Consider the following 26,465-nt stretch of genomic DNA (forward strand, 5'->3'; position numbering starts at 1 on the left):
TAACATTTTAGTAGAATGTCAAATTAATTAACGAATACTTGCCATCGACAAAAATCACCTCTAAAGAAGCCCCAATATTTCCGCATATAAAAATTGCAATAGAGTTAATTGCCCTAACCCTATAATCTTAGCTGAATAGAATAATGAAGAAAGGGGGTGTAAAAATGTGTATGAATTGTATGAATTCAACGTGCGGCGGCTGCGCAAATAAAAATGAGTGTACTGCACTCGGTCCTTTTGAAGCTATAGAAGCTGCATGTATTACTACTCCACCAGCAACAGGCTCGATCATCCCATTCGCATCAGGAACAGTTCCTGTTATTTTAACATCAGTTCTTGGTGGCGCGATCGGTACAGTAAGTATGGTAGGATTCGGTACGTCTATTCCAGGGGTAACTCTTACTGGTACAAATATAGACTTAACAGCTGCTACAGGAACAGAAGCCTTTTCAGTTCCACGTGCTGGTACTATTACATCTATTTCTGCATCATTGTCTGCAACAGTTGCTGTAACCCTTACAGGAACAGCAACTGTCAGAGCACAAATTTACCGCGCGGTTGCGGGAAGTAATGTTTTCAGCCCTACAGATGCATTTGTTGATTTAGCACCAGCTCTCTCAACAATAGCAGTAGGTACTATTACATTTGGTACTAGAAACGTTACACCAGTGCCAGTAGCTGCTGGTGATCGATTACTAATGGTGTTCTCCATTACTTCCTCAGGGATTGTTGCTACTGTTACTGGTAACGCAAGTGCAGGAATTAATATTGTATAAAAATTTATGTTCGTAAGTTAGATTAAAGCTACCATACAGTATCATTATCCGTGTAACATACGATAATTACTTGAAAACAATTTCAAAAGTAGGCGATTTTCTTCAAGATTAGGAAATCGCCTACTTTTCGCTCTAAAAATATAGTTGTTATTTCGCTAAAGCAATCTGTATATGTGCTAGATGATGCTTTCCATGCCAAGCATATAGTGCTACAGCTTTTTCAAGCGTCATTAATCCTGAATCAGGATGATGAAATGCTCGTTGTAATTGCTCTACTGTTAAGCTTGTCAGCAAATAAACCCAGCGTGCATGTAAGCCCTCAATCATTTTATAAGATGTCGAAACAGGCATTTCCGAATCCGGAAGCTGTGCCCATTCCACTTCGTTATAAGGTTTAATTGTCGGAGTATCCTCTGTTAAAGCTAGCTTAAAACGGATGTAGCTATTCATATGACTATCTGCAATATGGTGGACAAGCTGCGTAACAGTCCAACCATTTTCTCGATAGGATTTTGTTAAGGCTTGTTCACTTGCTCCGCTAAGTGCCTCTGCTAGTTGTGTCGGTAATAGACGAATATCCTCTATCCAATCCTTTACTTGCTGCACTGTCACTACTTCCGGAAATTGAAATTGTCCAATTGGATATCGTAAATCGGTCATGTAGCTATCCTCCATTTCTATTTTCTTACTTTTCATATTACCAATTTTATATTTTTCTCGCTATTCACCTTAATTTTTTTAAGTAAAACCCTCATTTTATAAGAATTTCTGCTTACAAAACGAGGGTCACATTATGTGGAATATTAACTTTTTATTTAGTAATAATTAACGTATCAAAATAGCTTCCATTCGTATAAAGTAAAATTGCCCATTCTCCAGGCTTCGGGATTGTCACATTCGAAGGTGCATGAGCATCTGCACCATTAGCAGGTCCTCCAAGCCCTATAGTCCAACCATCTACTAAAATAGGATGCACTGTTTTAGAATCTTTATGATACCCGACAATTGTTAACTTGGTATCTTGACCTTCTTCAATTCCCCAAATATGCCACATCCATTTTTGAGTGTTTAAACTCGGCATATCGGCACCGATAACACCCGATTTATTTGCATTACCAATAATACCTCTCTCTCCAAATTCAGCTACCTTTTGGTCCCAATCAATTGATTTAAAGTCACTTTCTTGCACAAAATCAGGTAAATCATTTGGCAGAGCAATCGCTTTCTCGCTCATTGTACAGCCTGCCAACAATAACAACACGGTTACCATAAGTACCCATCGCCTCATTACTACACTCCCTATAAGTTATGGCTATTTCCTATGAAACGAATTTTTCACACAAATCGTTACAGAGTATTCAGAAAATTCAGTGCGGACTATTATTCTATAGACTTCATCACAAATTTAGCTAACGACTTTAGCGGATGAGTAATCGTTAACGTTGACTCTTTTTCGAATCGCCGTGCAGCCTCAACCATTGAAAGTTGCGCAACTGAGATTTGCCGTTGTTCCTCCGCTAGATAATGAAGAGTTTGTCTAATAGCGTTATTATACGCTTCCTTTTTCCCCTGCATAATCAGTTCAAACGTATTGTCGATAACTTTTGCTACTGCATCTACTGTTTTTTCATGTTGCTCAGCGTATTGCTGAAGTCTGTTCATCGTACCTTCTACGGTTTCAGGATTTGTAAAAAGAATCATTTGAGGCTGTTTTTCTTCACATACTGTTTCAAAGAACGGCTCATCTATTTTAATAATTGGAATAGAAAGTTCCAGCTGTTCTTTCTCTAACAATGCAATATAATTCGTGCACGTTATTAAAATGGCATCCATATCACAACTTTCCATCCATTTGAGTTGCTCTTTCACCTTAAAACTAACCTGTCTGCCCCTTTCGATACTTGAAGTATAAGACCTGGATCCACAAAATGGACTAGTTCTACGTTCTCAATGTTTTGAAATGCCTGTTCTATATACTCAATATTTGAATGATGTGCATGTAAACAGCCAAGCTTTTTCCTCAAGAGCAGTCCCCCCTAATTCGTAAGCTGTTTCTCCATTGTCGCCACAGAAAGAGAGAAACCGTTACGATTTTCTTCCTTGCTTTCTTTTGTGACAATATAACCTAATGAGCGATATAACTCAATATTTCTTGGTACACTCATACGCACTTTACATTCACTAATCCTTTTTCCTTTCGTGCGCGCGAATTGTTCAAGCTCAGCAATTAATACTGTAGCCAATCCTTGTCCTTGCTTTTCTGGAATTACAGATAATCTAAAAAAATAAATTCCTTGAGCGCTAAGTGTAAATCTTACCATTGCAACTGGTTGTTCATCGATATATCCGATGAAGGCATGCTCTCCTTTCTTCATCATCGCCTGTTCAATCGATTCAATCGTTTCATTTAATGCACTTGATGGTGGTGTTGCATGTTCATACTCTTTAAAGGCTTGTAGCATAACGTTATGAATTACTGAAGCATCCTCTACTTGTGCTAAAATAATGTTCATCTGTCAACACTCCTTTTGTGGTTAAAAATACATTATAATGCATTTTTAATCATAAATAAACCGCATTACCTTAAGATAATGCGGTCACCACTCTTTATTTTTTGTTCACAAAACGTATTGCTCTACTCATAACAGTTGGAACGATTGAAGCATGATTTTCCTCCAACGCTTCATAGAAGGAGATATCCATGATATTCTGCAATTTACTCGCGATTTGTTGTGCATCATCAACCATAAAGGTTTCCAGTTCTCCCACACCGATGAATAGTTTTTCATAAGCAAATGGACGCTCTTTTAAAAATGTTGACGCATAACCTACTAGTTCATGCTCATTCCACCAAATAGAAGGACTAATCGCTATATAGCGTTGGAAACTTGCTTGATGATGGAATAATTGCCAAAGTACAAAGTAACCCGCTAATGAATGTCCAAATAGTGCTTCATGTTGCATATTTACAGGGAATTGAGCCTGAATATTTGGCTTTAATTCCTCCTCTAAAAATCTACTAAAGTTCTCTGCACCTCCATGTTTCTCATGGCCCTTACCTTTAAACCTAGCAGGATAAGTATACGTTTCGGCTTGTCCTGTAAAATCATAAAATCGTCGTTCATGCATGTCTGCGCCATGCCCAATGCCAACGACAACGGCTGGTAAAACTCCTGTTTTAGGTGCATTACGACTTTGTAGGCGAACCGCTTCCTTTACAAGATGAAAATAAGACGAGCCATCTAATACGTATAAGACTGGAAAGCCTCCTTCTGGTACTTCTCCGTTCGGTACATAAATATTTACCGTATACGTATAATCCGTAAACTTCGATACAATTTGCTGCGTCATATAATCAAGTGCTTTCACGATTTTCTCCTCAATCATTTGTTGGTCTCCTTCATAACATCATATCCATAGCATACTGGTGTTTTCGTAACTGGATCTTCCATAATACGTGCATTAATATTGAAGACGTTCCGCATAACATCTGCACATAAAATTTCCTCAGGTGTTCCGGTTTTCATTACAGCCCCCTGTCGCATTGCAATTAAACGATCGGAATATCGTGCCGCGTGATTAATATCGTGCAATACCATAACGATCGTACAACGATGCTGCTCGTTTAAATTTTTCACAATTTCTAACACTTCTAACTGATGTGCCATATCTAAATATGTTGTCGGTTCGTCTAATAACAAAATACTTGTTTCTTGCGCTAAGGCCATTGCAAGCCATACACGCTGGCGTTGACCTCCAGAAAGCTGAGCAAGCTCTCGATTTCGGTACTCCATTGTATTTGTCACATTTAAGGCCCATTCAATCATTTCCTCATCCTTGTTTGTTAAGCGATTAACGTTATTTCGATGTGGATAACGACCATAAGCAATGAGCTCTTCAACCTTTAACTGACCTGGCGCAACAGGAGTCTGAGACAAGATAGCTAGCTTTTTCGCAATTTCCTTCGTCGATAAATTTTGCATGTTTTGATCCTGTAAATAAACCGTGCCCTGTTGCTTCTTTAATATACGACCAATTGTTTTTAATAGTGTAGATTTCCCACATCCATTGGGACCGATAATGGTCGTAACCTTTCCTTCTTCTATTGTTAAATTCAAGTCTTCAAACACACGAATCTGCTCATAGCCAGAAGATAAATTTTCCATTCTAAATGCAGTTTGCACACTTTTTCCTCCTATGCCTTCGATTTCACTAGTAAATATAAGAAGTACGGAATCCCAATAATCGAGACGACAATACCAACTGCCAGCTCAGACGGCGCAAATACTGTTTTCCCTATAAAATCAGCTAATATAAGCAATCCCGCGCCTATCAACGCACTTACTGGCATGACATAACGATTTTGTATACCAACAAGCTGTTTAGCAATATGTGGTGCCATTAATCCAATAAAACCGATACTACCTGATACTGATACACAGGCACTTACTAAGCCGACGCTTGCCAATAACAGCTTCATTTTCTCTTTTTCTACCGCTATTCCTAAGCTAGTAATACTATCCTCTTCTAATTGAAAATAATCGAGCAAATACGATTTCCGATAAACATAAAAGCCTAATAAAATAAGCCACGGTAACATTGTCACAACAAAGATCCAGTTTGCATTATAAATAGAGCCTGCCATCCAAACAGCGGCAGCTTCATAATCTTGAGCATTCATTTTCAATGATAAAAACAGTGACAATGCCCCAAAGCCACTATTAATCGCAATCCCCGTTAAAATTAGCCGTTGCATATCTAAATGACCATTTTTTCGGGCAAATGAGAAAATCAACATAGCTGCCATCGCACCACCGACGAATCCAAAAATCGGCATCATCAAAATCGATAACCAGCTACTATAATCAGCGGATGTGAGACGTAATTGAAAGAAAAACATAAATATGACCACCGCTGCACCAGCCCCAGCATTGATCCCTAAAATCCCAGGATCTGCTAGTCCATTACGCGTAATGCCTTGTAGCACAACACCTGCCATCCCTAGGCCAACACCTACTAATGCTGCAATGACAATACGTGGTAGACGGAATTCAAAAATGACAAGATCAAATTTTTGATTTGGTTCAATGCGTAGCAATGTTTTTAAAACATCCATCACCGACATATCAAAGACACCATTTGTCATATGGAGATAGCTGGCACCTAAAATAAATAACATGAGTATGGAAACAGTCATAACGAATACACTTGAGGTTTTTTTACGCACGTTGTTCACCTCCGTGTTTACGAACTAAATATAGGAAGAATGGGACACCAACCAAGGCCGTTAATACGCCGATTGGAGTTTCGAATGGATAATTAACAAAGCGACTGAGTACATCACAGAGCGCTAAGAAAAACGCACCTATTACAGCTGCACATGGAATGATAAAGCGGTAATCGACTCCAACAAGGAAACGTGTAATATGAGGAATGACTAACCCTACAAAGGCTATCTTTCCTACAAGTGCAACTGCTGTACCTGTTAAACAAACTACAGCAAGCATACTAATAATTTTCACTGCTTTTGTTTTTTGTCCAAGTCCAATAGCGATATCTTCGCCTAGTGAAGTTATTGTAATAGCCTTAGCTGATAACAGTGCAAGAACTAAACCAATTAATCCAAATGGAACAGCTAACATGAGCATATCCATATCCACCATATGTACTTTTGTGTTATACCAAACACTTACCGTTTGTGATACTTGGAAATACATCGCAATGGCTGTAGCAATACTGCTTAAAAACGTACCAATGACCGTTCCAATAATGGCTAGCCTTACTGGTGATAAACCATTTCGAATTAAAGAGCCAAAACCAAAGACAATCCCTGCCCCTAATGCTGAACCAAGCATTGAAAGTAGAATCATTTGGTAATTAGGAAGCCCTGGGAAAAATACTATTGCTAACGTAATCACAAATGCTGAACCATCATTAACTCCCATTAATGATGGGGACGCTAAATAATTTCGTGTAATACCTTGCATCACTGCCCCAGCTACTGCTAAAAATGCTCCAACTAGTAACACTGCGGCAATTCTAGGGATGCGTCCTGTTCGAATAATTTGGTGATCCACATTTGAAGGGTCAAATGCAGTAATCGACTGCCACACCGTAATTGCGCTAATGTCTTTTGTGCCATACATAACAGATACTAATGCCACAACCGCAATTAGGAATGGAGAAGCTGCTACTATTGAAAATGCCACCATGTTTGTTTTTTTCAATTTCCACACCTTTTTCTATATCAATTATGCCTTTAAAAGGCTGGTAATAGCCTGGTGATGCCACCAAATCTACTACCAGCCTGTCTAAACTATTTAAGTAATTTTTCAGCTGCGATATCTAAGAATTTCACCTTAGACCATGCAGTACCACCTTGTGCTAACGGTTCAATTGCATTCACGAAAACCTGTTTATTTTGTGATGCCTTTAAGCTTGCGAAAATCGGATTTTTTTGTAGCTCTTCTAACGCTTTTGGTGCGTCAGCATTTTCTGATTCCTCGAATTGAAGGAAAATAGCATCAGGATTTACCTCTGCTAATGTTTCAAGCGATAGTTCGGCCTGTGCCTTTGCTGTTTTTAAAACCTCTGGTACCGGAGCCCCTAAATCTTCATATAAAACAGGGTTTAAGTAAACGCCTGCTGGATAGATATACATTATGCCACCACGTACCCGAATAACTAGAACTTGCTTGTCCGCTAATTGCTCTTTAGATTTCACTTGGGAATCAGCAACCTTCGCTTCATAATCAGCGATGATTTTTTTCGCCTCATCTTCTTTACCTGTAAGCTGGGCAAGTAATGTTAGATTCTCCTTCCAATTTGTAGAGACATGTGAATATGGAATCATCGTTTGAATTTTTTTAAGCTTTTCAGCCATTTCCTCAGGGTATTTTGAGGAACCTAAAATAACATCTGGATCAAGTTTAAGAATGGCTTCAGTATTCGGTGTCATTTTATTTCCAACAAGCTCAGCACCTTCTAATTCAGAAGCAAGATAGGAAGGAATTTTTCCACCGATATCAAGTACACCAACAGGCTTAATACCGAGCATTGCCGCATCTTCCATAGATTCTAAACTTGCAGCTACAATGTTTTTCACTTCTGCAGGAAGTTCATATTTTTCGCCTAAGTATGTAATCGTCTGTGTTTTCGCCTGATTTGTTTGTGTTTCTGTTGCACTAGTTTCTGCCGTATTATTTGTAGATGTATTAGACTCTTCCGCTTTATCCGTACCACATGCAGCCAAGGATAGAGCTAATAAAGCGGGTGCGCACATTTTAAAATATTTATTCATAGATTTATTCTCTCCTAACGAACTTAATTATATTGATAATGATAATCATTTTCATTTATAAGTCAATAGACTTTATTAATTTAATTGATATTCATTATCATTTACGGATACTATCCTAACAAAGAGAAAACCTGTTGTGAATGGACAATTTCATGAATCACATGGACTTTTGCCGATTTGAAACAACAAAAAAGCTGCTTCTTTTTTCAAGAAACAACTTTTTATACGTATTTAGCTTCCTCCATCATTAATTTCCGATAAGCTGTCGGGGACATTCCCGTACATTTTTTAAATACTCGACTAAAATAAAAGCAATCTACATAACCTACACATTCAGCTATTTCCGCTACTGGCGAATTGTCATATTTCAGTAACTCCTTCGACCGTCGTATACGATATTCCGTTAAGTAAATGCTAGGATTCATCCCAGTATGCTGTTCAAACAAATAGGCAAACCTACGACGCTCCACGCCAAATTCTTCAGCAATTTTCGAAACAGAAAGTTGTTTAGCATAATTCTCATGTATATACTGTAAAGCTTGCTCCATCTGCTCACTTGCCGTATCAAGAACCTTCACTTTTGCCGACATAAGAATGGCTTCCAAAAGATTCATAAATAGAATCTTTGCTTTGAATATTGACATATTACCTGGCATTGCTTGGCTTTCTATTAGCTGCTGTACATAGTCAATAATTTTTGTATGATAGCCTGTATTGATTAAAAAATGCTGAGCTGATAATGGATATTGAGGTATTTCTTCGGGAGGAATATGATAATGTACAACTGCATACTCCCATTCCTGATCGCTAGTAACTTTAATTTCGATTGGCATTTGTGGCCCTGCGTGTACGACCATACCCGGCTCCATTGCATAAGGGATACCGTTAAAGCTAAATATAGCGCTACCCGCCAGCGGCACAACCAAGCCACACTTCCCAGGAGCTGTTGTTCGACCAATATCTATTTGGCCCGGCTCCATTTTATTTGTAAAAACATCTGTAAAACTTACAGACGCATGTGCATAATAATCGATTAAATGCTTGATATCCACTTTATACCCTCTATATTCTTTAAAACTTTTTGTACTTGAGAAAAATGATGCAAATCATGATCTACTAAACTAGCAAAATAACCGGAAAGTGTTAATTCTGACGCACCTATTGTAAAAGGCTGCTGCCATTGCTTAACCACTATTTGATAAAGTGCGTCAATTAGTTGCTGTCTCTGAGTGATAAAATCGGCTATCGTTTCTTCTTTACTTTGTGCACGACTATTCCTTGCCGCACTAGCATTCATCTCTTCTACAGCCGGTCCTTTTGGTAAGCTTTCTTCTGTAAAAAGAAACGGTAGACGTTGTTTTACCACAAATTCATCCCACGGAGTAAGATGGCCAATGACCTCTGCAACCGTCCATTTTCCAGGCTCTATAGACGTGCGCCATTGTTCTTCTGTTATGTTTGATAAACTTTCCACAAACACGATAGATCTTTCATAATGCGAGATTATTTGATGTTTATCGTAATACAAGTCTTCAGCTCCTTCGCTTCATTTTAGTAGACAATCTGTAGCTTCGACCAGCTTAATTCCCACTGTTTGTTACGAACTCTATTCATATAAACCTCATGCATTGGAGAGCCTTTCATCCATGTAAAAAGATGAAAGTTGGATTTTGTGAGTCGCCCCATTGATTTATATTCTGTTTCACTGCTACCATCCCCTTCGCTCAATAATGACTTCCATTACTTACAATAATAACTATTTATATTTCAATTTCAAAGGGGCTATGCAGATGAACGTAAGCATAATAAATTAGGAGAGGTTGAAGCTTTAAGGAGACTGTATTTCGAGTAGTATTTAAAAAGAAAAAATCAGTTGTACTTTGTATAAATATCATTTATACAAAACGAAAAATAATATATTAGATTTATAAATTGTTTACCATTACCCTTTAACTAACAACATTAAAGGAGCCGCTTATGAAAAAAATTTTTATTTTCATTGTGACCGTTGCCATTGCAATAGGACTTTTTTATACAAAGCTTTCACTGACGCTCGTCGGTATCGGAGTTATTGCTGCTTTTATCGGTACACTTGCTGGAGGTGCTGGGCTAATTACGATCCCTGCTATGATGCTTGTTGGTATACCTATTCAAACAGGCATTGCTACGAATAAATTTTCATCGGGCATTGCAGCGTTGTCGAGCATCTTTTATCTTCTTTATCATAAAGAGCTTCGTCTAGCAGCTATTATGAAATATGTTGCTGTAGCAATTGCCGGAGGCGTGTGTGGAGCACTCCTAACAGTATCCATCTCGGAAAAAACAATGAATATTATTGCATGCATGCTACTTATTTTCGCCCTATTTATAACGTTGAAAAATAAAGAATGGACTATTAGCTCAGAAGAAAATAACACTAAACACAGTAATAAATTATGGCAGCCATTTTTAATTGCAGTTTATGATGGCGGCTTTGGACCCGGCTCTTCAACCTTCAGCATACTGCATTTTTTACGCTATCATTACTCCTACATAAAGGCTGTGCAGCTCACACGTGTACTTATATTCGGGAGCTGTACAGGGGCATTTTTAGTATTTTACCAAACTGGCTTTATTCAATGGCAATATGCAATAGCGATGGCAATAGGCTCCATTATCGGCTCCCAACTCGGACTTTTAATTCTACCGAAAATTCCGATAAAAGCAGCTAAAATACTACTAATAATCATCATTACATTACTACTTATTCAAGTAGCAATAAAAATCATTTAACTACTTAAATGTTCATGAATTAACTTCCATTCATTGTTTAGGACAGTAAAAATATTCGTTGCCCTTCCGCTACCTGATACAAATTTTCCGTTATGATAGCCCTCATAGTGGTATGTATAAATGCAGGTAGCTGATTGTTCATCAACCGTAAGCCACTGGACATTAGTAGCTGAATATATCTCTTCCTTTATCAAATTCCAAGCATTATTAAAATAAGCACCTATTTCTTCTAAGGTTATGCATGTTTTATCCGAAAACCAATACACTGCTTGCGGATGCAAAATTTCCTTTACGTTATTAAAATCATGGGAGTTTGTCGCTGCAATATAACTCTCTAAAGCTTGTTGATACGGCATGGTAATTCCCCCTTTTTACTAATATTAACCGGAATTCTACTACTTAGAAACAAAAAAGAATGAAATAGCAGAAGGTGTGACAAGACTATTTCAAACAGTTTATGATGAGGTAAAGTAAATAAGGAGGATCTTTATGCTCGCTACTATTCAAAAACAACAAAATAACTATGTCGTAAAATTCAACCGTCCGCTGTCACATTCAGCTGATGCTGTTTGGGCCGTATTAACGGAGAATGAAAAGCTTCAAAAATGGATGAATAATTTAGAAATCATTGATCTTCGAAAGAATGGCAAAATCCATTTTAATATGAATGATGAAACAAATGCTTATAAGGAAATAGCGATTACAGACTATGCCGAGAAGGAAGTACTCGAATTTGAAATTTGATTGGGGCAAAGATACAGTAAGATTTGAACTCTCCCCCACTGACAATGGCTCTATATTAGTATTACTTGAAACGATTGGTGGGCTAACTGACCATACGCCTAAAGATTTAGCCGGCTGGCATATATGCTTAAACCTGTTTTCGGACTTATTAAACGGAACTGTACATGAGAAATTTCCAATGGAAGAATGGCAAAAATGGTTTGCAGAGTATAAACAACTTGTGGATGCTGTAGAGGAGATTTAAACATATCACGAATAAAACTCCTAGAGCAGAGACACATGCTTTAGGAGTTTTATTCTTGTTGAAAAATAAAATGGTCAATGCAGACGTTTAGGTGATTTACGTTTTATTCGCTTTCGGAATAACATACTAGAAGATACATGCTAAGTAATATAGTTTGTCTTCGTTCCGATTAGACGACTTCTTGGGGATTAGTAATAGAGGAACAAAGTTTAACATGGCTACTTAATACGCCTAATTACCATCTCGAACATTCATACGAGCGAATATTTCTTCTTGCAATAGTTTGGAAGCGCCAACCACTTCTACTACTCCAACGGAACCCTGCAATAAACTCTCTTCCTACAGCAGTTAGGAAGAACCAAAAGCCTGTTCCATTTAACATCCATATATACGTATTCCTGAATAAGCATGATTGAATACCACTTGTACCTACTCCAAAAGGTGGAAGTGATGGCACAAAGCTAGGCGGTGGTCCAAGAGGCATTTGACCTGCTGGTGGTGGTCCAAAACTAGGTGGTCCAAATGATGGTGGCGGCCCAAAACCAGGCGGTCCAGACGGTGGTGGCGGCCCAAAACTTGGTGGTCTAGATGATGGTGGTGGTCCAAAACCGGGTGGTCCAAATGATGGTGGCGGTCTAAAGCCAGGAAGTCCAAATGATGGTTCGAAACCGGGTTCTGGCAGTGGCATAATTTCTTCATATGGATTGTACATGATAAACCCCTCCCTTTACATAATTCAATATATGTAAAAGGGCTAATAACCGTTGAGCAAATTGCCCATTGGTCTTGTATTCAGTCGTTCTAAAGCGTAATCGTATTTACAAGGTATGTTTTCCAAGAAAAAAAGTCGTACCTTTGCTGAAAAATATCATTTTAAATTCTATTAAAGCCCCGCAGGAACTAACTAAACACTCGGCAGTAATGTCCTATTCAATAGTACTTATAATCCTCTCCGTCAAATAACACTAATCGGAGGGGATTTTTTGTAATGTAATTATCTAGGCAAATACGCGTTCATCACTCGCCAATCCTCAAGCTTTTCTTCAAAAGATTTAATATTTTTACCTGGTATTGGGCTAGTAGAAGGCATTTTCTGATATGCTCGACCATCTAAAACCTCAAGGCCAATATGCTTTTTAAAAACTTCGAATGACTTTGCGCCATTGAAAAGCACTAACTCAATATTTGGATAGTGTTCAAAAAGCGTTTTAAAATCATTCGGTTTTTCATTACGAATGGCCGCATCTAAGCTTCCTTTACGCTCACACGATTCTATTGTATCCCAGAGACCAATATGATGGTCCTTTAGCCATTTTAATCTTTGTCCATAATCCTGAGGTACATCCATCTCTAATATTTCCCCAATAATCGGCCAAAAGTGATTGCGTTGGTTACCATAATATTGTTGTTTCTCTAATGATTGCTTTCCTGGCATTGAGCCGACGATTAACACCTTCGTTGATAAATCAATAACTGGTCGTAATACATTTTTAAGTTCATTCGACATTACAATCACTCCTTCCTTAAATTGTAGCGGAAAATTTGTGTCAATGTCATTGAAGGGCATGTATCAAATATCAAAAATCAAGGTTCATCACTATACAGTGGGGTTGATTTCCGTTCCGGCTGGGCGCTTTGTAGCTGACGCTTTGCTTTCGCTACAGAAAACATTTGTTATTGCTGTCGCTTCGCTTTCGCACAGAGCAAAGCTTCCTGGGGGCGTCCGATGAGCCGCTTCACTCGCGTTGCTCGCTCCAGGGTCTCGGGCCAACAGATGTTTTTTGCGCGAAAGCGTAGTGCTAACGTAGCGGCAGCAGCACCGATGTTGGTCACGAAGGCGTTACCACAGGATGTGATGGTTTTAGCCTTCGTTCCTCTATCGCTAATCCCCAAGGAGTCGCCCAGCCTCCACTCCAATCAACTTTCAAAGCCACTTATAACAAATGTCCTCCACATCTTTTAGTGATGGTTTCTCCACTATCTTAAAATAAATCAAGCTTGAGGGCCTTTCTCTATTTGTTGGATATTTATGATAGACTAATTCAAATGCACTCTTTTTGAGATGTTTTTGTTAGCATACTGTCACTTATTTTGTCACTTATTTTTTAAAAGTGCCTATACGAAGAAAAATTAATTCCGAGTATCAAACTACATAGAGGTGAAATATGAGAAGTTGGTTCCAATCTCTTACAGTTAAAATGATTTTTTTAATAAGTATTTTGATTCTTTTAATATGTGGTATGTTTATGTATCTTTTGCAAGAACATATTCGGGATACGACAGAAAAACAGATGGGAGAGGAAGCATTAAATATTGCAAAAACCCTCGCATCTATGGAAGAAATCATTACCGCATTTGATAAAGAAAATCCAAGTGAAATCATCCAACCAATCGTCGAGCCTTTAAGAAAAGAAACTGGCGCAGCATATATTGTCGTTGGTAATTCTGAAGGAATTCGTTATTCACATCCTATAAAAGATAAAATTGGAGAAAAAATGGTTGGTGGAGATAATGATGCTGCATTGCTAGATAGACAAGCTTATATTTCTAAAACTATAGGGTCATTAGGCGAATCTATTCGAGGTAAAGCCCCCATCATATTAGACAATAAAATTATTGGTGTTGTATCTGTCGGTTTTTTAACAGAAAATATCGATACAATCATCGAAAGCTATATTCACAAATGGATCAAATACACCGTATTTATTCTTATAATAGGCATATTGGGTGCAATAGCTATTTCCATTTATATTAAAAAGTTATTGTTTAATATGGAACCTATTCAAATTGCTAAGTTATATCAACAAAACAAGGTCATTTTAGAAACAACAGCCGAGGGTATAATAGCTGTCGATCACTTTAATCAAATTACGACCATCAATAAAAGTGCTTATGAAATGCTAGATTCAGCTCACAATAAATCTCTATCAGATTGGATGGGTGCAAAAATTGAACATATTTTTACGCCTAAAATTGTTGCAGAGAAAAACATTCATAATCTAGAGCTACCACTTGATGAGCATATTATCATTTTAAATAAAACGCCTTTAGTTGAAAAGAAAAGGAAAATTGGCTCACTATACACCTTTAGAAAGAAAGTAGATATTCAAAAAATCATCGATGAATTAAAACAGATGAAGCAGTATGCAAATGTTCAACGGGCATATACTCATGAATTTGCTAATAAGCTTCATATCATTTTAGGTTTACTTGTTCATAAGCATTACAACGAAGCCATTGAATTTATTAAAGAAGAACGAAATATACAACTTAAAAATCAAGCTTTTTTAAATAGCAATGTAACAACCCCTCTTCTACTTGCATTAATTCAGGGGAAAATTGCAGAAGCCGCAGAACTAGGCATCAAACTCGAGCTAAACGAAATTTCTTCATCTATCGAATTATCTAAGCAGCAAGAAAACGCTATTCTAACAGCTCTTGGTAATGTACTTCAAAACGCTATTGAAACTTTAAAAAGCTGGGAATCCTCAGATAAAGTGATTCAACTATCAATTAACAATTATAAAAATCATTACTTATTTGAGATTCAAGACAATGGACCAGGTATTGATAACAATATGTACGATAAAATTTTTACAAAAGGGGTATCTACTAAAGAAGGGTTAGATCGCGGACATGGGCTAGCTATAAGCAAGAAAGCCCTTCAGGAGATAAATGGGGAAATTTTATTGGATTCAGGTGATTTATCAGGAGCATGTTTTTTAATAATAGTTCCTAAAGGAGACATTGAGAATGACAATATCAAAAAGTGTATGGATTATTGAAGATGACTTTAGAGTAGCAAAAATTCATGCAGATTATGTTCATAATATAAAAGGATTTATCGTTACTGAAAATTTACGCACAGGAAAAGAAACGATTGAAAAGCTAAAGACGACCTCTAGTTTACCAGAAATTATATTAACAGATTTGTATATTCCTGATGTTGAAGGTAGCTCATTAGTAAGCCATATTCGCCACCTCTATCCATCTATAAAAATTATCGTAATCTCAGCAGCAACTGAAATAAGTTTAATAAAGGATATATTGGACTTAGGGATTTCAGATTACTTAATAAAACCCTTTGAAGAGCAACGACTTCAAAGAGCATTTCAGAAATATTTACAGGAACATCATTTATTTCAAAATAGCAAAAATGTCACTCAAAAGGATCTTGATTCATTATTTTATAGGGAATCCACCAATAAAATAATAGATGAAGAAACGTTTGTAAAAGGCATTGATTTGCACACATTACAGATTGTTAAAAGCATTTTCGAAGATCTCAAAACCCAGGAGCTTACAGCCTCACAATTAAGCGAACTCATCGGTTCAAGTCGTTCAACAGCCCGCCGTTATTTAGAATACTTAGTTGGCGAACAGTTTTTACAGACAAAATTGATTTACGGCACCGTCGGAAGACCTGAACGGAAATATGTATATCATGGAACTTATGAACAAAACTAATATTATATTCTTTATTTAACATATGACTATATTGTTTTCCTCCTTTTGGCACTATGATATTTTTTAAATAATCAGAATGATTGATCACAAAGGGAGGAAATATTTTTGAGTTTAAGTATAATTGGATTTTTAACAATTATTATTATTGTTGCTCTACTTATTAGTGGTCGTGTATCACCACTTGTAGCAATGGTAATACCACCTATCGTAGCAGCATTTATAGCTGGCTTTAATTTTGATGAATTAGGAGAATTCTTTAGTTCTGGATTAAGCTCTGTGATGAACGTAGCTGTTATGTTTATCTTTGCTATTATTTTCTTTGGTATTATGCAGGATGTAGGATTATTCGAACCATTGATCAATAAAATGATTGCGCTTTCAAAAGGAAATATTATTGTCGTTGCAGTAATAACAGTGATCATTGCTGTAGTAGCGCAGCTAGATGGTTCTGGTGCTTCAACATTTTTAATTACAATCCCAGCATTATTGCCTTTATATTTACGTTTACGCATGAATCCATATCTATTGCTGTTACTAGTTGGGGGAGCTGCAGCAGTTATTAATATGATTCCTTGGGGTGGTCCATTAGGTCGTGTTGCTTCAGTTTTAGAGACGGATGTAACTGAACTTTGGTATCCTTTAATCACTATTCAAATCATTGGTGTCGTGTTAATGATAGCTTTAGCAGTGTTCCTTGGTTTTAGAGAAAAGCGCCGTATTCTAAAACAATATGGTACCCTTGACTTCACAAATGATGATCATGTTATTACACAAGGTGTTGTTTCATCAGAAGTAGACACAAGCTTACAACGACCAAAACTATTGTGGATTAATGCAATTGTTACTGTTCTTGTTATCGGCATTTTAGTTGCAGGTATTTTACCAGCAGGACTAGCCTTTTTAATTGGGGTGGCCATCGCCTTACCAATCAACTATCGTTCTCCTAAAGAACAGATGGAACGTGTACGAGCACATGCTCCGAATGCCTTAACGATGGCATCTATCATCATTGCTGCTGGATTATTTTTAGGTATCCTTAATGGTACTGGGATGTTAACTGCAATTGCCAACAACGCTGTAAACATTCTACCATCAGCCCTATCATCTTATTTACATATCATTATCGGGGTATTAGGGGTACCATTTGATTTATTACTAAGTACAGATGCATATTACTTCGCTTTATTCCCTGTAGTTGAACAGATTGGCTTATCTTTCGATATTGATTCTCTTTCAACTGCCTATGCAATGATTATTGGTAATATTGTAGGTACATTTGTATCGCCACTTGCCCCTGCTGTTTGGTTAGCTTTAGGCTTATCAGGCTTAGAAATGGGGAAACACTTAAAGTACTCTTTCTTCTGGATGTGGGGATTGAGCATTACTTTACTTTTCATTGCTGTAGCACTAGGAATTATTGCTATCTAATAAATTAACTAGAATACCAGTTGTCGAGTATTAATCGGCAACTGGTTATTTTTCTATCCTCATAGCGTAGGGTCGATTTCCGTTCTGGCTGGGCGCTTTCCTGGGGCGTCCGATGAGCCGCTTTTGTTGTTGTTGTTGCTTTCGCACAGAACACATCCGCTGTGCTCTAGGGTTTCATCCGTGACGCTGCGATCTGTGATCTTGATCTGACCCCAAGGAGTCGCCCAGTCTCCACTTCTCCTTTTACTTAGGTATTGATTATAATGGAAAATCAGAGCCATCAAGTATTTCCTTTGAGCTTTTTACATGCAGGTTATTGGATGAATGATTTTTTTTATACGTCCTTACAATTTCATAACCAATACAATACCCTATCCATTGAGGAAGCTTTCCACCATATAAAAATTCAGCATGATTGTTTAAACCCTGAATATTGATTTGATGTAAAAAATGTTCCTTCCAAATTTCTAGCATTTTATCTAATGAGTAGGACCTCAACCATGGCGCTAACCATTTATCACCGTAAATCTCCTCCACTGCACATTCTGCTAATCCCTCTAAAATTAAAGAATCTAACAGAGTCACTTCATCTAGAGATTTATCTAAATATTGCAGACGACAAACATGATTATACTCATGTGCAAATAACGCTTTAAGCTCCTGCTTTTCAAGCTCTCCAATATATAAAAACATAGCATTTGGATAGGCTACACCGTTTTTATTAGTAATCGTTTGCTCCTGCGTGATCGGAAAGATATAGATTGGTATTGTTGGACCGTTCCATTTCTCCTTTAAATAGTTAAATTCCTTCTGTACTACTTCCCAAACGTTTTGTTTTTTTAACTTGTTAATGTCTATTTTTTCATGTGATTTAAAAAGCCCCTGTTGCTGTAGTTCAAATTGTATTTCATCTGGAGATCCACCAATAAAAATCCCTACTAAACGATCGCAAAGAATAGAACGTTGTAAGTCTTCAAAGTTTTTACTGAGATTAAGCCTTTGACTAGCTATTAATTGATTGAGCCACTCATCTGTTGGTATTACAGACATACATTCCCCCCTTACTATAGCTTATGTCTGAAGTAGACAATCGGCTAGTGATAATGATTGCAACCGCATATATTAGCTTATAAGGAAGTCGAAAGGAGGGATAGTTTGTGAATCCAGCTAATACTTATAATCTTTGTTGTCAATATCATGGTAAACGTGTAAGAATTGAAGAACGAGGTGGCAGAGTACATTACGGAGAAATAACTAGGGTGGATAGAAGACAGGTATGGATTCAACCTGATAGACGATTTGGCGGTTATGGTTTAGGTTATTGGGGTTGGGGAGGACCAGGAGCCGGTTTTGGAGTTGGTATCGCACTTGGAGCAGTTGCCGGAATTGCCCTAGCACCACTACTATTTTGGTAATATTGAAATGACTAATTATACTATCCGCTGCGCGATGAAAGACTTACTGTCATCGGGGAAAAAAACAAGCCATTTCATGTTGCTGAGATGGCTTGTTTTTCCTTATTGCACTTGCTCTTGTTGCTGTTTGCTTTTAATCAACTCGGATATTGTGACAAATGTATAACCTTGTTTTTTAAGTTCTGGTAAGATTTCTTCCAGCGCCTTAATGGTCTGCGTACGATCTCCGCCTCCATCATGGAACAAAATAACATCTCCAGGCTTCGATCCCTTCATCACTTTTTGGATAATTTTGTTAACTCCTGGCTGTTTCCAATCTTGAGTATCCTGATGCCAAGACCACATAACTACTTTGTATCCATCCTTAACAGCAGAATTGATCATTTGATCATTATAGTAACCACCTACAGGACGAAACAAAACTGGTGCAAATCCAGTAATACCATAAATTATTTCCTTTGTCTTACGTAGTTGTGCCTGTAATTCAGCTACGGAAGCTTTAAACGGATGTGAATACGTATGATTGGCCAGCTCATGCCCTTCAGAATAAGATCGTAAAACAAGGTCTGGATATTTTTCTGCATTTTTTCCAATAACAAAAAACGTCGCCTTTGCATCATACTTTGCCAATAAATCTAAAATAGCTGCGGTATATTTGGGATGAGGTCCATCGTCAAAGGTTAGAGCAATTATTTTGTCTTTTGTGTTAATATCCCACACAACTTCCCCTGTCTCCTCATAATAAGGTCGACCTTTATCCGCATAAGTTGTCAGCCCTGTAAAAAATACCGATATAATTAAAAAACAAAGGGATAAAACCAATATATATTTACGTGTCATAAGCATCACCTCCCAATTTCTAATTCACATAACTCCGTCAACTTACTATTTACGAATTACATTGAATTATACTTGTGAAGGTTTGGCTGTTTTCTCCTCTTAACTATTTCAAAAAAATTAAATTTCCTGTTATATTTTGAACGAAATGTGAAAACACTCACAAAGTACTTTCTTTTTTCACTAATTGATGTAAAATAAAAGACATAACTGATATATAACAACGCAAGAAAAAATCAATCATTCCACCATCTGTTATAATACAAAAAAAACAACAAAGGGGATCTTTCATTATGTGGATTATTACAGTTTTTGAACAAAATACTTATCGTATGTTCGAATATAAAACTAAAAACGAGGCAACGGTTGCGTTAAAAAATTTCAAGCAAACAGCTATGCTTTCTTATACAAAATAATTTTAAAGAATCAACTCATATGATACGGGTTGATTCTTTTGACTTTTTACGTATAAATCAATTTTCAGCAACATATCTTAACTTTTCAGGGTTTACCATATAATAAATTGCTTCGATTTGTCCATGTCCAACTTCGAAGCCAATTACTGCCTGAATTTTATTCTCGAGTATTAATGCTAAGCCAGTTGTACCATTAATATTCATCAATTCTAATGTATAATTTTCTTCATTATTTTCAAACTTACGAAAAAGAGCAGATAATAAACGGAAAACTTTTTCACGACCGTAAATAGGATGTAATGCAGCTGTAGCCTTTCCTCCACCATCTGCATAATAAACAACATCTTCTTTTAAAATATGAACAAGCTCCTTGACCTTTCCTTGTTGAAAAGCAGACATGAAAACAGTCACTGTATTTTTTATTTCCAACTTGTCTGTAACTATACTATTTTTTCTAACTAGCTTATGACTCGTGTAATATGTTCACTGGTGTTTGGTTTATTGATGCCTTCAATATTTTACTTAGCCTTGTCGCTTGTGGAATAGCTTCCTTACATGTCATACCATCTGGAAGATTATTTTTATAATCTACTACTAATGCGCAATCTCCAATGGAATAAATATGTTCCTCATCTTTAACCTGATAGAAATGATTAACAATAATTCGATGCTCTTCTGAGATAGGTAAACCTAATCTAGAAATGATTGGATTTGCTTCTACCCCAGGATTAAAGATACAAGTTCCTACAGAATATTTTTGGCCATCATTAGTAGATAACTGACCATCTTTACAATGAGAAACCCTTGTTTCATTTTTGACGACTACCCCAATATTTTCAAGATGGTTGACGAGTTTCTCACTTACTTTCACAGGTGCTTCTGGTAAAAGTCGATCCTTTGCATCAAAAAGTAAAACTTCCACTAAACTTGGATTAACACCTGCTTCTGCCAACTTTTCTTTAGACCACACAGCAATTTCAGCAGCTGTTTCAATACCTGCGATTCCTCCACCTACAACAGCTACCTTAAATAAACTTTGGTTTTGTTGTGATTTCTCCAAGGCTTTAAATGATTCCATCAGTGACAATAGTTGTTCTCTTATTTCTATGGAGCTCTGCTTATCTTTTAAAGTGATTCCACCAAAACCTTTAGATATCTCTCTAATTACACTTCCAAATGCCAGCACCAAGTAATCATAATGTAAATCTATAGTTTTCTCGTTTTCCATCTTAATAGTAATTTGTTGATTTTGCTTCTGAAGAGCTAATGCTTCCCCTTGAATAAATTCAATCCCGTTCTGACAATATTCGGTAAAAGGTATTTTCAAATTTATATCCCTTATCGCAGCCCGAACAAGTAATACTTTTTTTAAATGATAACTATTTTTATCAATTAAAATAACTCTTACTGATTTTCCGATTTGACCTTGAAATTCCTTTTTTAATCCCTCTAATAAATTTATTCCAGCATAACCCCCGCCTACAATGACAATATTCTTCATCATAACTCCTCCTTTTTTCCTTATAACGAATTTACTTAATCGGTTGTGACATCATTTATAAGGTTTTTAAAAGTTATGATCGAGGATAATACATTTGCGTCGTTCGTTTTAGGTAACAAATAATTTTTAATGAAAAGTCGAACACCTTTTTATCTATCGCCATATGTATATAGAGAAAAGGAGTGATTTCGGATGGTAATAATTGAGCCTATTATGATTAAAGGCCATTTTTTCACTGCAGTAGTTGTTCAATTGCCAAAAACAACACTGCTGACAATTTCAAATGATACGGGCTACATTATGTGTGGGGCTTTAGATGTTGGTCTATTAAATGACCGCTTAGCAGACCGGAAGATTATTGCTGGTCGAGCAGTTGGTGTGAAAACAATTGATGAGCTATTGACGGCTCCATTAGAATCCGTGACATATGAAGCGCATCAACTTGGTATTACTGAAGGAATGTCTGGCGTAGAGGCATTATTAAAAATGGTATAATCGATATTTTTGGATATAAATAAAGCGTCAAAGCATTAAACTAGGCGCTTTTTCTTCATTATAAAACTCAATTGAACGATTTCATCTTGCATAGTATGAGCCTTTTGAAAGGTGGTATTCTATGTATTATACAAATGTTAGTCAGCAAACTCCCCGTGTCATAGTTGTGACTGGAACCGGAAAAGTAATGGCTAAAGCAGGCTATGTCCAGCTTCAAGTAGAGGTAAGTACACAAGCGAAAAATGTACAAGATGCACAGCAGGAAAATGCGATGATTATGAATCGTGTCATACAATCCATTTTAGCTCTTCATATCCCAAAAGAACATATCCAAACGGCAGGCTACAATATTGCACCTCATTATGAATTTGAAAATGGTAAACAAGTTTTTAATGGCTATGAAGTGACAAATGCCATTTCCGTTAAAGTAACTAATACAAATCAGGTTGGCTCAGTCATTGATACAGCTGTGCAAAATGGTGCAAACCGCATTTCCTCTATACATTTTAACATTGAAAATACGGATACATACTACCAGCAGGCACTCAGCTTAGCTCTTCATAATGCCCAAATGAAAGCCAAAACAATTGCTGAAACGATGCATTTGCCCATCCAACCCCAGCCAATCGAAATCATTGAGGAACATGAAACTGGACCTGTCCTATATAGATCAATGGCGACGGTTGATTCCACCATTTCTACACCTATAGAACAAGGTCAAATTACTATTAATGCGAATGTCAGAGTGAAGTTTCAATATTAAATGAGCCTTCTACCTCATACCTGAAGGCTCTTGAGGTTATTGAAGCAGCCTCCAATCCAATCAACTTACACACTGAATACGTTTTAACTAGTGACATCGAACTTTTACTGAATAGGAGGCTATTTATTTTTATCATTCCCATATACGTTCTAGAGTCACTTCATGATCCTTAACACTTAACTGAAAAACATCTGGGTTACTTAGACGTGTCCAAAATTGAAAGTTAACATCGCTATTATAGTTTTTCAAAAGTAAGGTCATTATATTTCCATGACTAGCGATAATTGTATGTTCAGACTCACTTTTGAAAGTTTCCTCAACGACGTTAACGATACGTTCCATCGCTTCATTACTTGACTCTCCACCCTCAAACTTTAACTCCATATCGGTAAAAGTTGCTAGAAGTTTTTCATACCAATCGGGCAAATCACTTGTGCTTAATATGCGTTCTGAAAGGCGTTCGTCAATTTCAACATTTATATTTTCCCTCTTACTTAGCGGTTCTATAGTTTGAATTGCTCGTAAAAAGGGACTAGTAATAATTTGATCAATTTTTTTGTCAGCGAAAAACTCTGTTAAAACTTCAGCCTGCTGAAAGCCCTGTTCTGTTAAAGAAGCATCCGGTGACTGTCCCTTGGCTTCGCAATGCCTTATTACATAGATATGTTTAGCCATTTCTAACCTCCTAGAAGAAATATGGAGGACCGATCATTATTATCCACTACTTTTGAAACAAGTTCTCGTCTTAACAATATGCATTAACCTCACTGATTGTAAGTTTTTATTTTACGTTTATTATACCTCCTTTGCTAATTAGTTCCAATTCGTTTGATGCATCACCAATCTTACCTCTCTTTTGGTTTTCCGTATGTTTTTCTTTCTGGTAACCTTCTAAATTAACGCTTATGTCAGATGATTCACTGTTCGCTATAACCCCTAATGATTTTGGTGCCTCTTTGTATGAGATTGTAATATCCCCTGAAGACGTTTCTACAAATAGTGCTTTTCCTTCGCTGATTTCTTTCATTAAGACTTCACCGCTAGTCGAAGTAATTTTCGTTTTCGGACTGTTGACCCTAGTAATATAGCTATCACCATTTGTAGCAGCTATCGTTAATTCATTTAAAGAACTGTCTACGATACTTAATTCACCATCTTTTGATGTAATTGTACCTTTATCAGCCGATAGTCCTTTAATGATTTTAGCGCCAGAATCCGTTGAAATCGAAAGTTCTTCTGTTTCAATGTTGTTAATTTTGATATCACCATAACTATTTTTTAATGCAATCTTACTCACTGCATTTTTAGGGATATAAATGTGAATAGTATCTTTTTTTCCAAAGCTAAAGTTTTTCATAGCCCCTTTTTCAGTGTCTTGTTGAAGTACCTTTACTTTATTTCCGTCTTTCTTAATTTCAACAGGATTGCTTTGCTGCTTTTGTTGTTGCTTACCTTCAAATTCAATTGTTAGTTTATCAGATTCTGTATTTTCTAATGCTATATTCCAGGACTCTATGTTTAGTTCTAGTTCTTCTATTTGCTCAACATCAAAGGACTGTTCTTCAGTGATGCTCTTTTCTCCATTGATTTTAAGAGTGAAGAATATTCCTCCTACCGCAATAACGAATATTAAGGCTATGATTGCTTTTTTCACTTTACATCCTCATTTCTCATTTTTAAGTTAAATCTACTTTGTCGACTTTATAATAGGACAGATAGCCGATAATAAGCCCTAATAGACACATTATTGTTGGGACAATGATAAATTGAGATAAACTTGTAGATGTATCCCCATTTGAAACCGTTGCATTAATCAAAAATCCAATTAAAACAGCGGATGTAATTGTCGCAGCTGTTGATTTTTTTCGCATACCAAAATACAAAGGAATTAAGCTTACCCCAGCCATCATAAAAGCAATGATAAAAGTAGACGGTATAGTAGCTACCATATCCTGTATCTCAACAGGAGATTCAAAGAAGTTCATCATTGGATTTAAAAAATAAACAGCGATATTCATCATTAAGGTCGCAATGATAATGCTAAAGAAACAAAATCCGAAAACTAAAGACAGCTTAGCAAAAATAATTTTTTTCCTTTTTAATGGATACGTAAATAATAATTGAACCGTCTTATTTTTGTATTCGTCAATGACTAAACGAGATAGAATTACACTCGAAAAAATGATAAAAACAATGCGAATTAATATATTTGTCAAAGACATAAAATCTGTATAATCTTGAAACATCTTTTCATCTGCAGAACCAACTGCCATAAGTGCCACTGCCGCAAAAATTCCAATAATACAAATGGTTAAGCCTTTAAAATAGCTAGACATACTATTCTTTTTCCATTCAAGTTTTAATAGTTTAAGCAATTTGATTCCCTCCATTAATAAGGTTTAAGAAATACTCTTCTAAATGCTGTTGCTGTTTTTCAATGCTATTGACAGTAATATTATTGAATATAAGTTCTTTATTAATTTGAGATTGAGAAATATCTTGTTCAAAAATTCGAATACAATGCTGATTGACAATCTCATATTTTCGAATTCCTAACTTGTTCTCTAGCACATGAATCGCTTTTTTCACATCGTCTATTTTAATCTCCAGATACTCCATGTTCTCTTTTCGAATATCGTCCATTTTTACTTCCTTTAATAATTTCCCATGATGAAGGATGCCAATTGTATCTGCTATTGATTCAATTTCTGACACGATATGACTTGATATTAATATAGTGATTCCAAGCTTCTCCTTTAGATATAACAAGAGCTCTCGAATATCTTTAATACCTATTGGATCAAGACCATTTATCGGCTCATCCAAAATAAGAATTTCTGGTTTAGCAACAATGGCACGTGCGATACCTAATCTTTGCTTCATTCCTAGAGAAAATTCATGTATTTTTTTATGTTCAACACCATTAAGACCTACTATCTCTAATGCCTCTTCGGTAGCTCCTTTTTCATAAACTCCAATATACTCACAGTGAAGCTCTAAATTCTCCTTCGCTGTTAGCCTGTCATAAAATTCCGGGTACTCGATAATACTGCCTATTTTACTTAAGTATTGATAGGAAGTAGTAGAAATGGATTGATTCAATATTTTAATTTCACCTGAAGTTGGTTTTACTAAATTTAAAATCATCTTCATAATCGTTGTTTTTCCAGCCCCATTCGGACCTAAAAACCCATAAATCTCTCCCTTCTTAACATTCATATTGACATTCGAGACAGTTTCGATTCCTTTAAAGCTCTTACTTAATTGATGTAGTTGAATAACAGTTTCCATGTTATGTGCTCCTTAC

At 36.5% G+C, this 26,465-nt stretch carries 30 protein-coding genes and 2 pseudogenes; 10 read left to right on the plus strand and 22 right to left on the minus strand.

Annotation, left to right across the window (positions count from 1 at the left end; all coding sequences use genetic code 11):
- Positions 1-164: 164 nt before the first annotated feature.
- On the plus strand, positions 165-776 hold the full coding sequence (locus ACQKOG_RS05425) for an exosporium glycoprotein BclB-related protein (protein WP_370077126.1): 612 nt from the start codon (positions 165-167) through the stop codon (positions 774-776).
- 147 nt (positions 777-923) lie between these two features.
- Here ACQKOG_RS05425 and ACQKOG_RS05430 read toward each other — a convergent pair whose 3' ends face one another.
- The 11 genes and pseudogenes from ACQKOG_RS05430 to ACQKOG_RS05480 form a co-directional block, all read right to left on the minus strand.
- Complete coding sequence (locus ACQKOG_RS05430) at positions 924-1,436, minus strand: YfiT family bacillithiol transferase (RefSeq protein ID WP_370077128.1); 513 nt, start codon at positions 1,434-1,436, stop codon at positions 924-926.
- A gap of 151 nt (positions 1,437-1,587) precedes the next feature.
- Positions 1,588-2,064: a hypothetical protein gene (locus tag ACQKOG_RS05435; protein ID WP_427445460.1), complete on the minus strand. Its 477-nt coding sequence runs from the start codon at positions 2,062-2,064 to the stop codon at positions 1,588-1,590.
- Positions 2,065-2,156: 92 nt separating this feature from the next.
- Positions 2,157-2,800, minus strand: a pseudogene (locus ACQKOG_RS05440) (hypothetical protein).
- A 12-nt stretch (positions 2,801-2,812) separates the two neighbouring features.
- On the minus strand, positions 2,813-3,289 hold the full coding sequence (locus ACQKOG_RS05445; protein WP_427445463.1) for a GNAT family N-acetyltransferase: 477 nt from the start codon (positions 3,287-3,289) through the stop codon (positions 2,813-2,815).
- A 94-nt stretch (positions 3,290-3,383) separates the two neighbouring features.
- A complete protein-coding gene (locus ACQKOG_RS05450) occupies positions 3,384-4,163 on the minus strand; it encodes an alpha/beta hydrolase (protein WP_370077136.1) in 780 nt (259 codons plus the stop codon).
- Positions 4,160-4,942 carry an ABC transporter ATP-binding protein gene (locus tag ACQKOG_RS05455; protein ID WP_415730835.1) on the minus strand — a complete coding sequence of 261 codons (783 nt, stop codon included), beginning with the start codon at positions 4,940-4,942 and terminating at the stop codon, positions 4,160-4,162. Before ACQKOG_RS05455 ends, ACQKOG_RS05450 begins: the two co-directional genes overlap by 4 nt.
- Positions 4,943-4,971: 29 nt before the next feature.
- A complete protein-coding gene (locus tag ACQKOG_RS05460) occupies positions 4,972-6,003 on the minus strand; it encodes a FecCD family ABC transporter permease (protein ID WP_427445467.1) in 1,032 nt (343 codons plus the stop codon).
- Positions 5,996-7,003 carry a FecCD family ABC transporter permease gene (locus tag ACQKOG_RS05465; protein ID WP_427445470.1) on the minus strand — a complete coding sequence of 336 codons (1,008 nt, stop codon included), beginning with the start codon at positions 7,001-7,003 and terminating at the stop codon, positions 5,996-5,998. Before ACQKOG_RS05465 ends, ACQKOG_RS05460 begins: the two co-directional genes overlap by 8 nt.
- 89 nt (positions 7,004-7,092) lie before the next feature.
- Positions 7,093-8,076 (minus strand): ABC transporter substrate-binding protein, encoded by a 984-nt coding sequence (locus tag ACQKOG_RS05470; RefSeq protein WP_370077142.1) that lies wholly within the window; start codon positions 8,074-8,076, stop codon positions 7,093-7,095.
- A 221-nt stretch (positions 8,077-8,297) separates the two neighbouring features.
- Positions 8,298-9,128: a helix-turn-helix domain-containing protein gene (locus tag ACQKOG_RS05475; RefSeq protein ID WP_370077143.1), complete on the minus strand. Its 831-nt coding sequence runs from the start codon at positions 9,126-9,128 to the stop codon at positions 8,298-8,300.
- Entirely contained in the window at positions 9,110-9,604 is a 495-nt protein-coding gene (locus ACQKOG_RS05480; RefSeq protein WP_370077145.1) for a DinB family protein, read from the minus strand. Before ACQKOG_RS05480 ends, ACQKOG_RS05475 begins: the two co-directional genes overlap by 19 nt.
- A gap of 449 nt (positions 9,605-10,053) precedes the next feature.
- On the opposite strand from ACQKOG_RS05480, the gene ACQKOG_RS05485 reads away from it, so the two are divergent.
- Entirely contained in the window at positions 10,054-10,848 is a 795-nt protein-coding gene (locus tag ACQKOG_RS05485) for a sulfite exporter TauE/SafE family protein (RefSeq protein WP_370077151.1), read from the plus strand.
- On the opposite strand, the gene ACQKOG_RS05490 is transcribed toward ACQKOG_RS05485, so the two are convergent.
- Positions 10,845-11,204 carry a YybH family protein gene (locus ACQKOG_RS05490; RefSeq protein ID WP_370077153.1) on the minus strand — a complete coding sequence of 120 codons (360 nt, stop codon included), beginning with the start codon at positions 11,202-11,204 and terminating at the stop codon, positions 10,845-10,847. The two genes, ACQKOG_RS05485 and ACQKOG_RS05490, sit on opposite strands and share 4 nt — an antisense overlap.
- Before the next feature lie 133 nt (positions 11,205-11,337).
- Here ACQKOG_RS05490 and ACQKOG_RS05495 point away from each other — a divergent pair.
- Positions 11,338-11,836 (plus strand): annotated as a pseudogene (locus ACQKOG_RS05495) (SRPBCC family protein).
- Between the two features lie 235 nt (positions 11,837-12,071).
- Here ACQKOG_RS05495 and ACQKOG_RS05500 read toward each other — a convergent pair.
- Complete coding sequence (locus ACQKOG_RS05500) at positions 12,072-12,548, minus strand: hypothetical protein (RefSeq protein WP_370077155.1); 477 nt, start codon at positions 12,546-12,548, stop codon at positions 12,072-12,074.
- A gap of 282 nt (positions 12,549-12,830) precedes the next feature.
- Entirely contained in the window at positions 12,831-13,343 is a 513-nt protein-coding gene (locus ACQKOG_RS05505; protein WP_370077157.1) for a DNA-deoxyinosine glycosylase, read from the minus strand.
- Between the two features lie 691 nt (positions 13,344-14,034).
- Between ACQKOG_RS05505 and ACQKOG_RS05510 the strand changes: the two genes are divergently transcribed.
- The 3 genes from ACQKOG_RS05510 (at position 14,035) to ACQKOG_RS05520 (ending at position 17,731) form a co-directional block, all read left to right on the plus strand.
- Positions 14,035-15,621: an ATP-binding protein gene (locus tag ACQKOG_RS05510; protein WP_402870035.1), complete on the plus strand. Its 1,587-nt coding sequence runs from the start codon at positions 14,035-14,037 to the stop codon at positions 15,619-15,621.
- Positions 15,590-16,303, plus strand: a complete 714-nt coding sequence (locus ACQKOG_RS05515; protein ID WP_427445477.1) for a response regulator — start codon at positions 15,590-15,592, stop codon at positions 16,301-16,303. Before ACQKOG_RS05510 ends, ACQKOG_RS05515 begins: the two co-directional genes overlap by 32 nt.
- 105 nt (positions 16,304-16,408) lie before the next feature.
- Positions 16,409-17,731: a CitMHS family transporter gene (locus ACQKOG_RS05520; RefSeq protein WP_370077163.1), complete on the plus strand. Its 1,323-nt coding sequence runs from the start codon at positions 16,409-16,411 to the stop codon at positions 17,729-17,731.
- A gap of 258 nt (positions 17,732-17,989) precedes the next feature.
- Here the strand turns inward: ACQKOG_RS05520 and ACQKOG_RS05525 are convergent, their stop codons facing one another.
- Positions 17,990-18,781, minus strand: a complete 792-nt coding sequence (locus ACQKOG_RS05525; protein WP_402870029.1) for a DUF2268 domain-containing protein — start codon at positions 18,779-18,781, stop codon at positions 17,990-17,992.
- A gap of 107 nt (positions 18,782-18,888) precedes the next feature.
- Here ACQKOG_RS05525 and ACQKOG_RS05530 point away from each other — a divergent pair, with 107 nt between their 5' ends.
- A complete protein-coding gene (locus ACQKOG_RS05530; RefSeq protein ID WP_370077167.1) occupies positions 18,889-19,146 on the plus strand; it encodes a hypothetical protein in 258 nt (85 codons plus the stop codon).
- Between the two features lie 102 nt (positions 19,147-19,248).
- Here ACQKOG_RS05530 and ACQKOG_RS05535 read toward each other — a convergent pair whose 3' ends face one another.
- Positions 19,249-19,986, minus strand: a complete 738-nt coding sequence (locus tag ACQKOG_RS05535) for a polysaccharide deacetylase family protein (RefSeq protein WP_370077169.1) — start codon at positions 19,984-19,986, stop codon at positions 19,249-19,251.
- 290 nt (positions 19,987-20,276) lie between these two features.
- Here ACQKOG_RS05535 and ACQKOG_RS05540 point away from each other — a divergent pair, with 290 nt between their 5' ends.
- Entirely contained in the window at positions 20,277-20,399 is a 123-nt protein-coding gene (locus ACQKOG_RS05540) for a hypothetical protein (protein ID WP_256469487.1), read from the plus strand.
- A gap of 57 nt (positions 20,400-20,456) precedes the next feature.
- On the opposite strand, the gene ACQKOG_RS05545 is transcribed toward ACQKOG_RS05540, so the two are convergent.
- Entirely contained in the window at positions 20,457-20,798 is a 342-nt protein-coding gene (locus tag ACQKOG_RS05545; RefSeq protein ID WP_370077171.1) for a hypothetical protein, read from the minus strand.
- Between the two features lie 64 nt (positions 20,799-20,862).
- Positions 20,863-21,900, minus strand: a complete 1,038-nt coding sequence (locus ACQKOG_RS05550) for an NAD(P)/FAD-dependent oxidoreductase (protein WP_427445484.1) — start codon at positions 21,898-21,900, stop codon at positions 20,863-20,865.
- Positions 21,901-22,092: 192 nt separating this feature from the next.
- Here ACQKOG_RS05550 and ACQKOG_RS05555 point away from each other — a divergent pair, with 192 nt between their 5' ends.
- Together ACQKOG_RS05555 and ACQKOG_RS05560 are read left to right on the plus strand one after the other, a co-directional pair.
- On the plus strand, positions 22,093-22,395 hold the full coding sequence (locus ACQKOG_RS05555; protein ID WP_049663111.1) for a YunC family protein: 303 nt from the start codon (positions 22,093-22,095) through the stop codon (positions 22,393-22,395).
- A gap of 121 nt (positions 22,396-22,516) precedes the next feature.
- Positions 22,517-23,158: an SIMPL domain-containing protein gene (locus tag ACQKOG_RS05560; protein WP_370077173.1), complete on the plus strand. Its 642-nt coding sequence runs from the start codon at positions 22,517-22,519 to the stop codon at positions 23,156-23,158.
- 132 nt (positions 23,159-23,290) lie between these two features.
- Here ACQKOG_RS05560 and ACQKOG_RS05565 read toward each other — a convergent pair whose 3' ends face one another.
- The 4 genes from ACQKOG_RS05565 to ACQKOG_RS05580 all read right to left on the minus strand — a co-directional run bounded on the left by ACQKOG_RS05565 (position 23,291) and on the right by ACQKOG_RS05580 (position 26,449).
- Positions 23,291-23,833 (minus strand): histidine phosphatase family protein, encoded by a 543-nt coding sequence (locus ACQKOG_RS05565; RefSeq protein ID WP_402874371.1) that lies wholly within the window; start codon positions 23,831-23,833, stop codon positions 23,291-23,293.
- Between the two features lie 106 nt (positions 23,834-23,939).
- Positions 23,940-24,812: a DUF4097 family beta strand repeat-containing protein gene (locus ACQKOG_RS05570; RefSeq protein WP_370077177.1), complete on the minus strand. Its 873-nt coding sequence runs from the start codon at positions 24,810-24,812 to the stop codon at positions 23,940-23,942.
- 22 nt (positions 24,813-24,834) lie between these two features.
- Positions 24,835-25,533, minus strand: a complete 699-nt coding sequence (locus ACQKOG_RS05575) for an ABC transporter permease (protein WP_370077179.1) — start codon at positions 25,531-25,533, stop codon at positions 24,835-24,837.
- A complete protein-coding gene (locus tag ACQKOG_RS05580) occupies positions 25,526-26,449 on the minus strand; it encodes an ABC transporter ATP-binding protein (protein WP_427445489.1) in 924 nt (307 codons plus the stop codon). The genes ACQKOG_RS05575 and ACQKOG_RS05580 overlap by 8 nt, the downstream gene beginning before the upstream one ends.
- Between the last annotated feature and the right edge of the window lie 16 nt (positions 26,450-26,465).

Source organism: Lysinibacillus sp. NPDC093216 (assembly GCF_050280325.1).
GTDB lineage: Bacteria > Bacillota > Bacilli > Bacillales_A > Planococcaceae > Lysinibacillus.

Bases quoted from the DNA above. Each gene is read 5' to 3' on its own strand.
- ACQKOG_RS05425 (WP_370077126.1), top strand. From the start codon at position 165: ATGTGTATGAATTGTATGAATTCAACGTGCGGCGGCTGCGCAAATAAA.
- ACQKOG_RS05430 (WP_370077128.1), bottom strand. From the start codon at position 1,436: ATGACCGATTTACGATATCCAATTGGACAATTTCAATTTCCGGAAGTA.
- ACQKOG_RS05435 (WP_427445460.1), bottom strand. From the start codon at position 2,064: ATGAGGCGATGGGTACTTATGGTAACCGTGTTGTTATTGTTGGCAGGC.
- ACQKOG_RS05445 (WP_427445463.1), bottom strand. From the start codon at position 3,289: ATGAACATTATTTTAGCACAAGTAGAGGATGCTTCAGTAATTCATAAC.
- ACQKOG_RS05450 (WP_370077136.1), bottom strand. From the start codon at position 4,163: ATGATTGAGGAGAAAATCGTGAAAGCACTTGATTATATGACGCAGCAA.
- ACQKOG_RS05455 (WP_415730835.1), bottom strand. From the start codon at position 4,942: ATGGAAAATTTATCTTCTGGCTATGAGCAGATTCGTGTGTTTGAAGAC.
- ACQKOG_RS05470 (WP_370077142.1), bottom strand. From the start codon at position 8,076: ATGAATAAATATTTTAAAATGTGCGCACCCGCTTTATTAGCTCTATCC.
- ACQKOG_RS05485 (WP_370077151.1), top strand. From the start codon at position 10,054: ATGAAAAAAATTTTTATTTTCATTGTGACCGTTGCCATTGCAATAGGA.
- ACQKOG_RS05490 (WP_370077153.1), bottom strand. From the start codon at position 11,204: ATGCCGTATCAACAAGCTTTAGAGAGTTATATTGCAGCGACAAACTCC.
- ACQKOG_RS05500 (WP_370077155.1), bottom strand. From the start codon at position 12,548: ATGTACAATCCATATGAAGAAATTATGCCACTGCCAGAACCCGGTTTC.
- ACQKOG_RS05505 (WP_370077157.1), bottom strand. From the start codon at position 13,343: ATGTCGAATGAACTTAAAAATGTATTACGACCAGTTATTGATTTATCA.
- ACQKOG_RS05510 (WP_402870035.1), top strand. From the start codon at position 14,035: ATGATTTTTTTAATAAGTATTTTGATTCTTTTAATATGTGGTATGTTT.
- ACQKOG_RS05515 (WP_427445477.1), top strand. From the start codon at position 15,590: ATGACAATATCAAAAAGTGTATGGATTATTGAAGATGACTTTAGAGTA.
- ACQKOG_RS05525 (WP_402870029.1), bottom strand. From the start codon at position 18,781: ATGTCTGTAATACCAACAGATGAGTGGCTCAATCAATTAATAGCTAGT.
- ACQKOG_RS05535 (WP_370077169.1), bottom strand. From the start codon at position 19,986: ATGACACGTAAATATATATTGGTTTTATCCCTTTGTTTTTTAATTATA.
- ACQKOG_RS05540 (WP_256469487.1), top strand. From the start codon at position 20,277: ATGTGGATTATTACAGTTTTTGAACAAAATACTTATCGTATGTTCGAA.
- ACQKOG_RS05545 (WP_370077171.1), bottom strand. From the start codon at position 20,798: ATGTCTGCTTTTCAACAAGGAAAGGTCAAGGAGCTTGTTCATATTTTA.
- ACQKOG_RS05550 (WP_427445484.1), bottom strand. From the start codon at position 21,900: ATGAAGAATATTGTCATTGTAGGCGGGGGTTATGCTGGAATAAATTTA.
- ACQKOG_RS05555 (WP_049663111.1), top strand. From the start codon at position 22,093: ATGGTAATAATTGAGCCTATTATGATTAAAGGCCATTTTTTCACTGCA.
- ACQKOG_RS05560 (WP_370077173.1), top strand. From the start codon at position 22,517: ATGTATTATACAAATGTTAGTCAGCAAACTCCCCGTGTCATAGTTGTG.
- ACQKOG_RS05565 (WP_402874371.1), bottom strand. From the start codon at position 23,833: ATGGCTAAACATATCTATGTAATAAGGCATTGCGAAGCCAAGGGACAG.
- ACQKOG_RS05580 (WP_427445489.1), bottom strand. From the start codon at position 26,449: ATGGAAACTGTTATTCAACTACATCAATTAAGTAAGAGCTTTAAAGGA.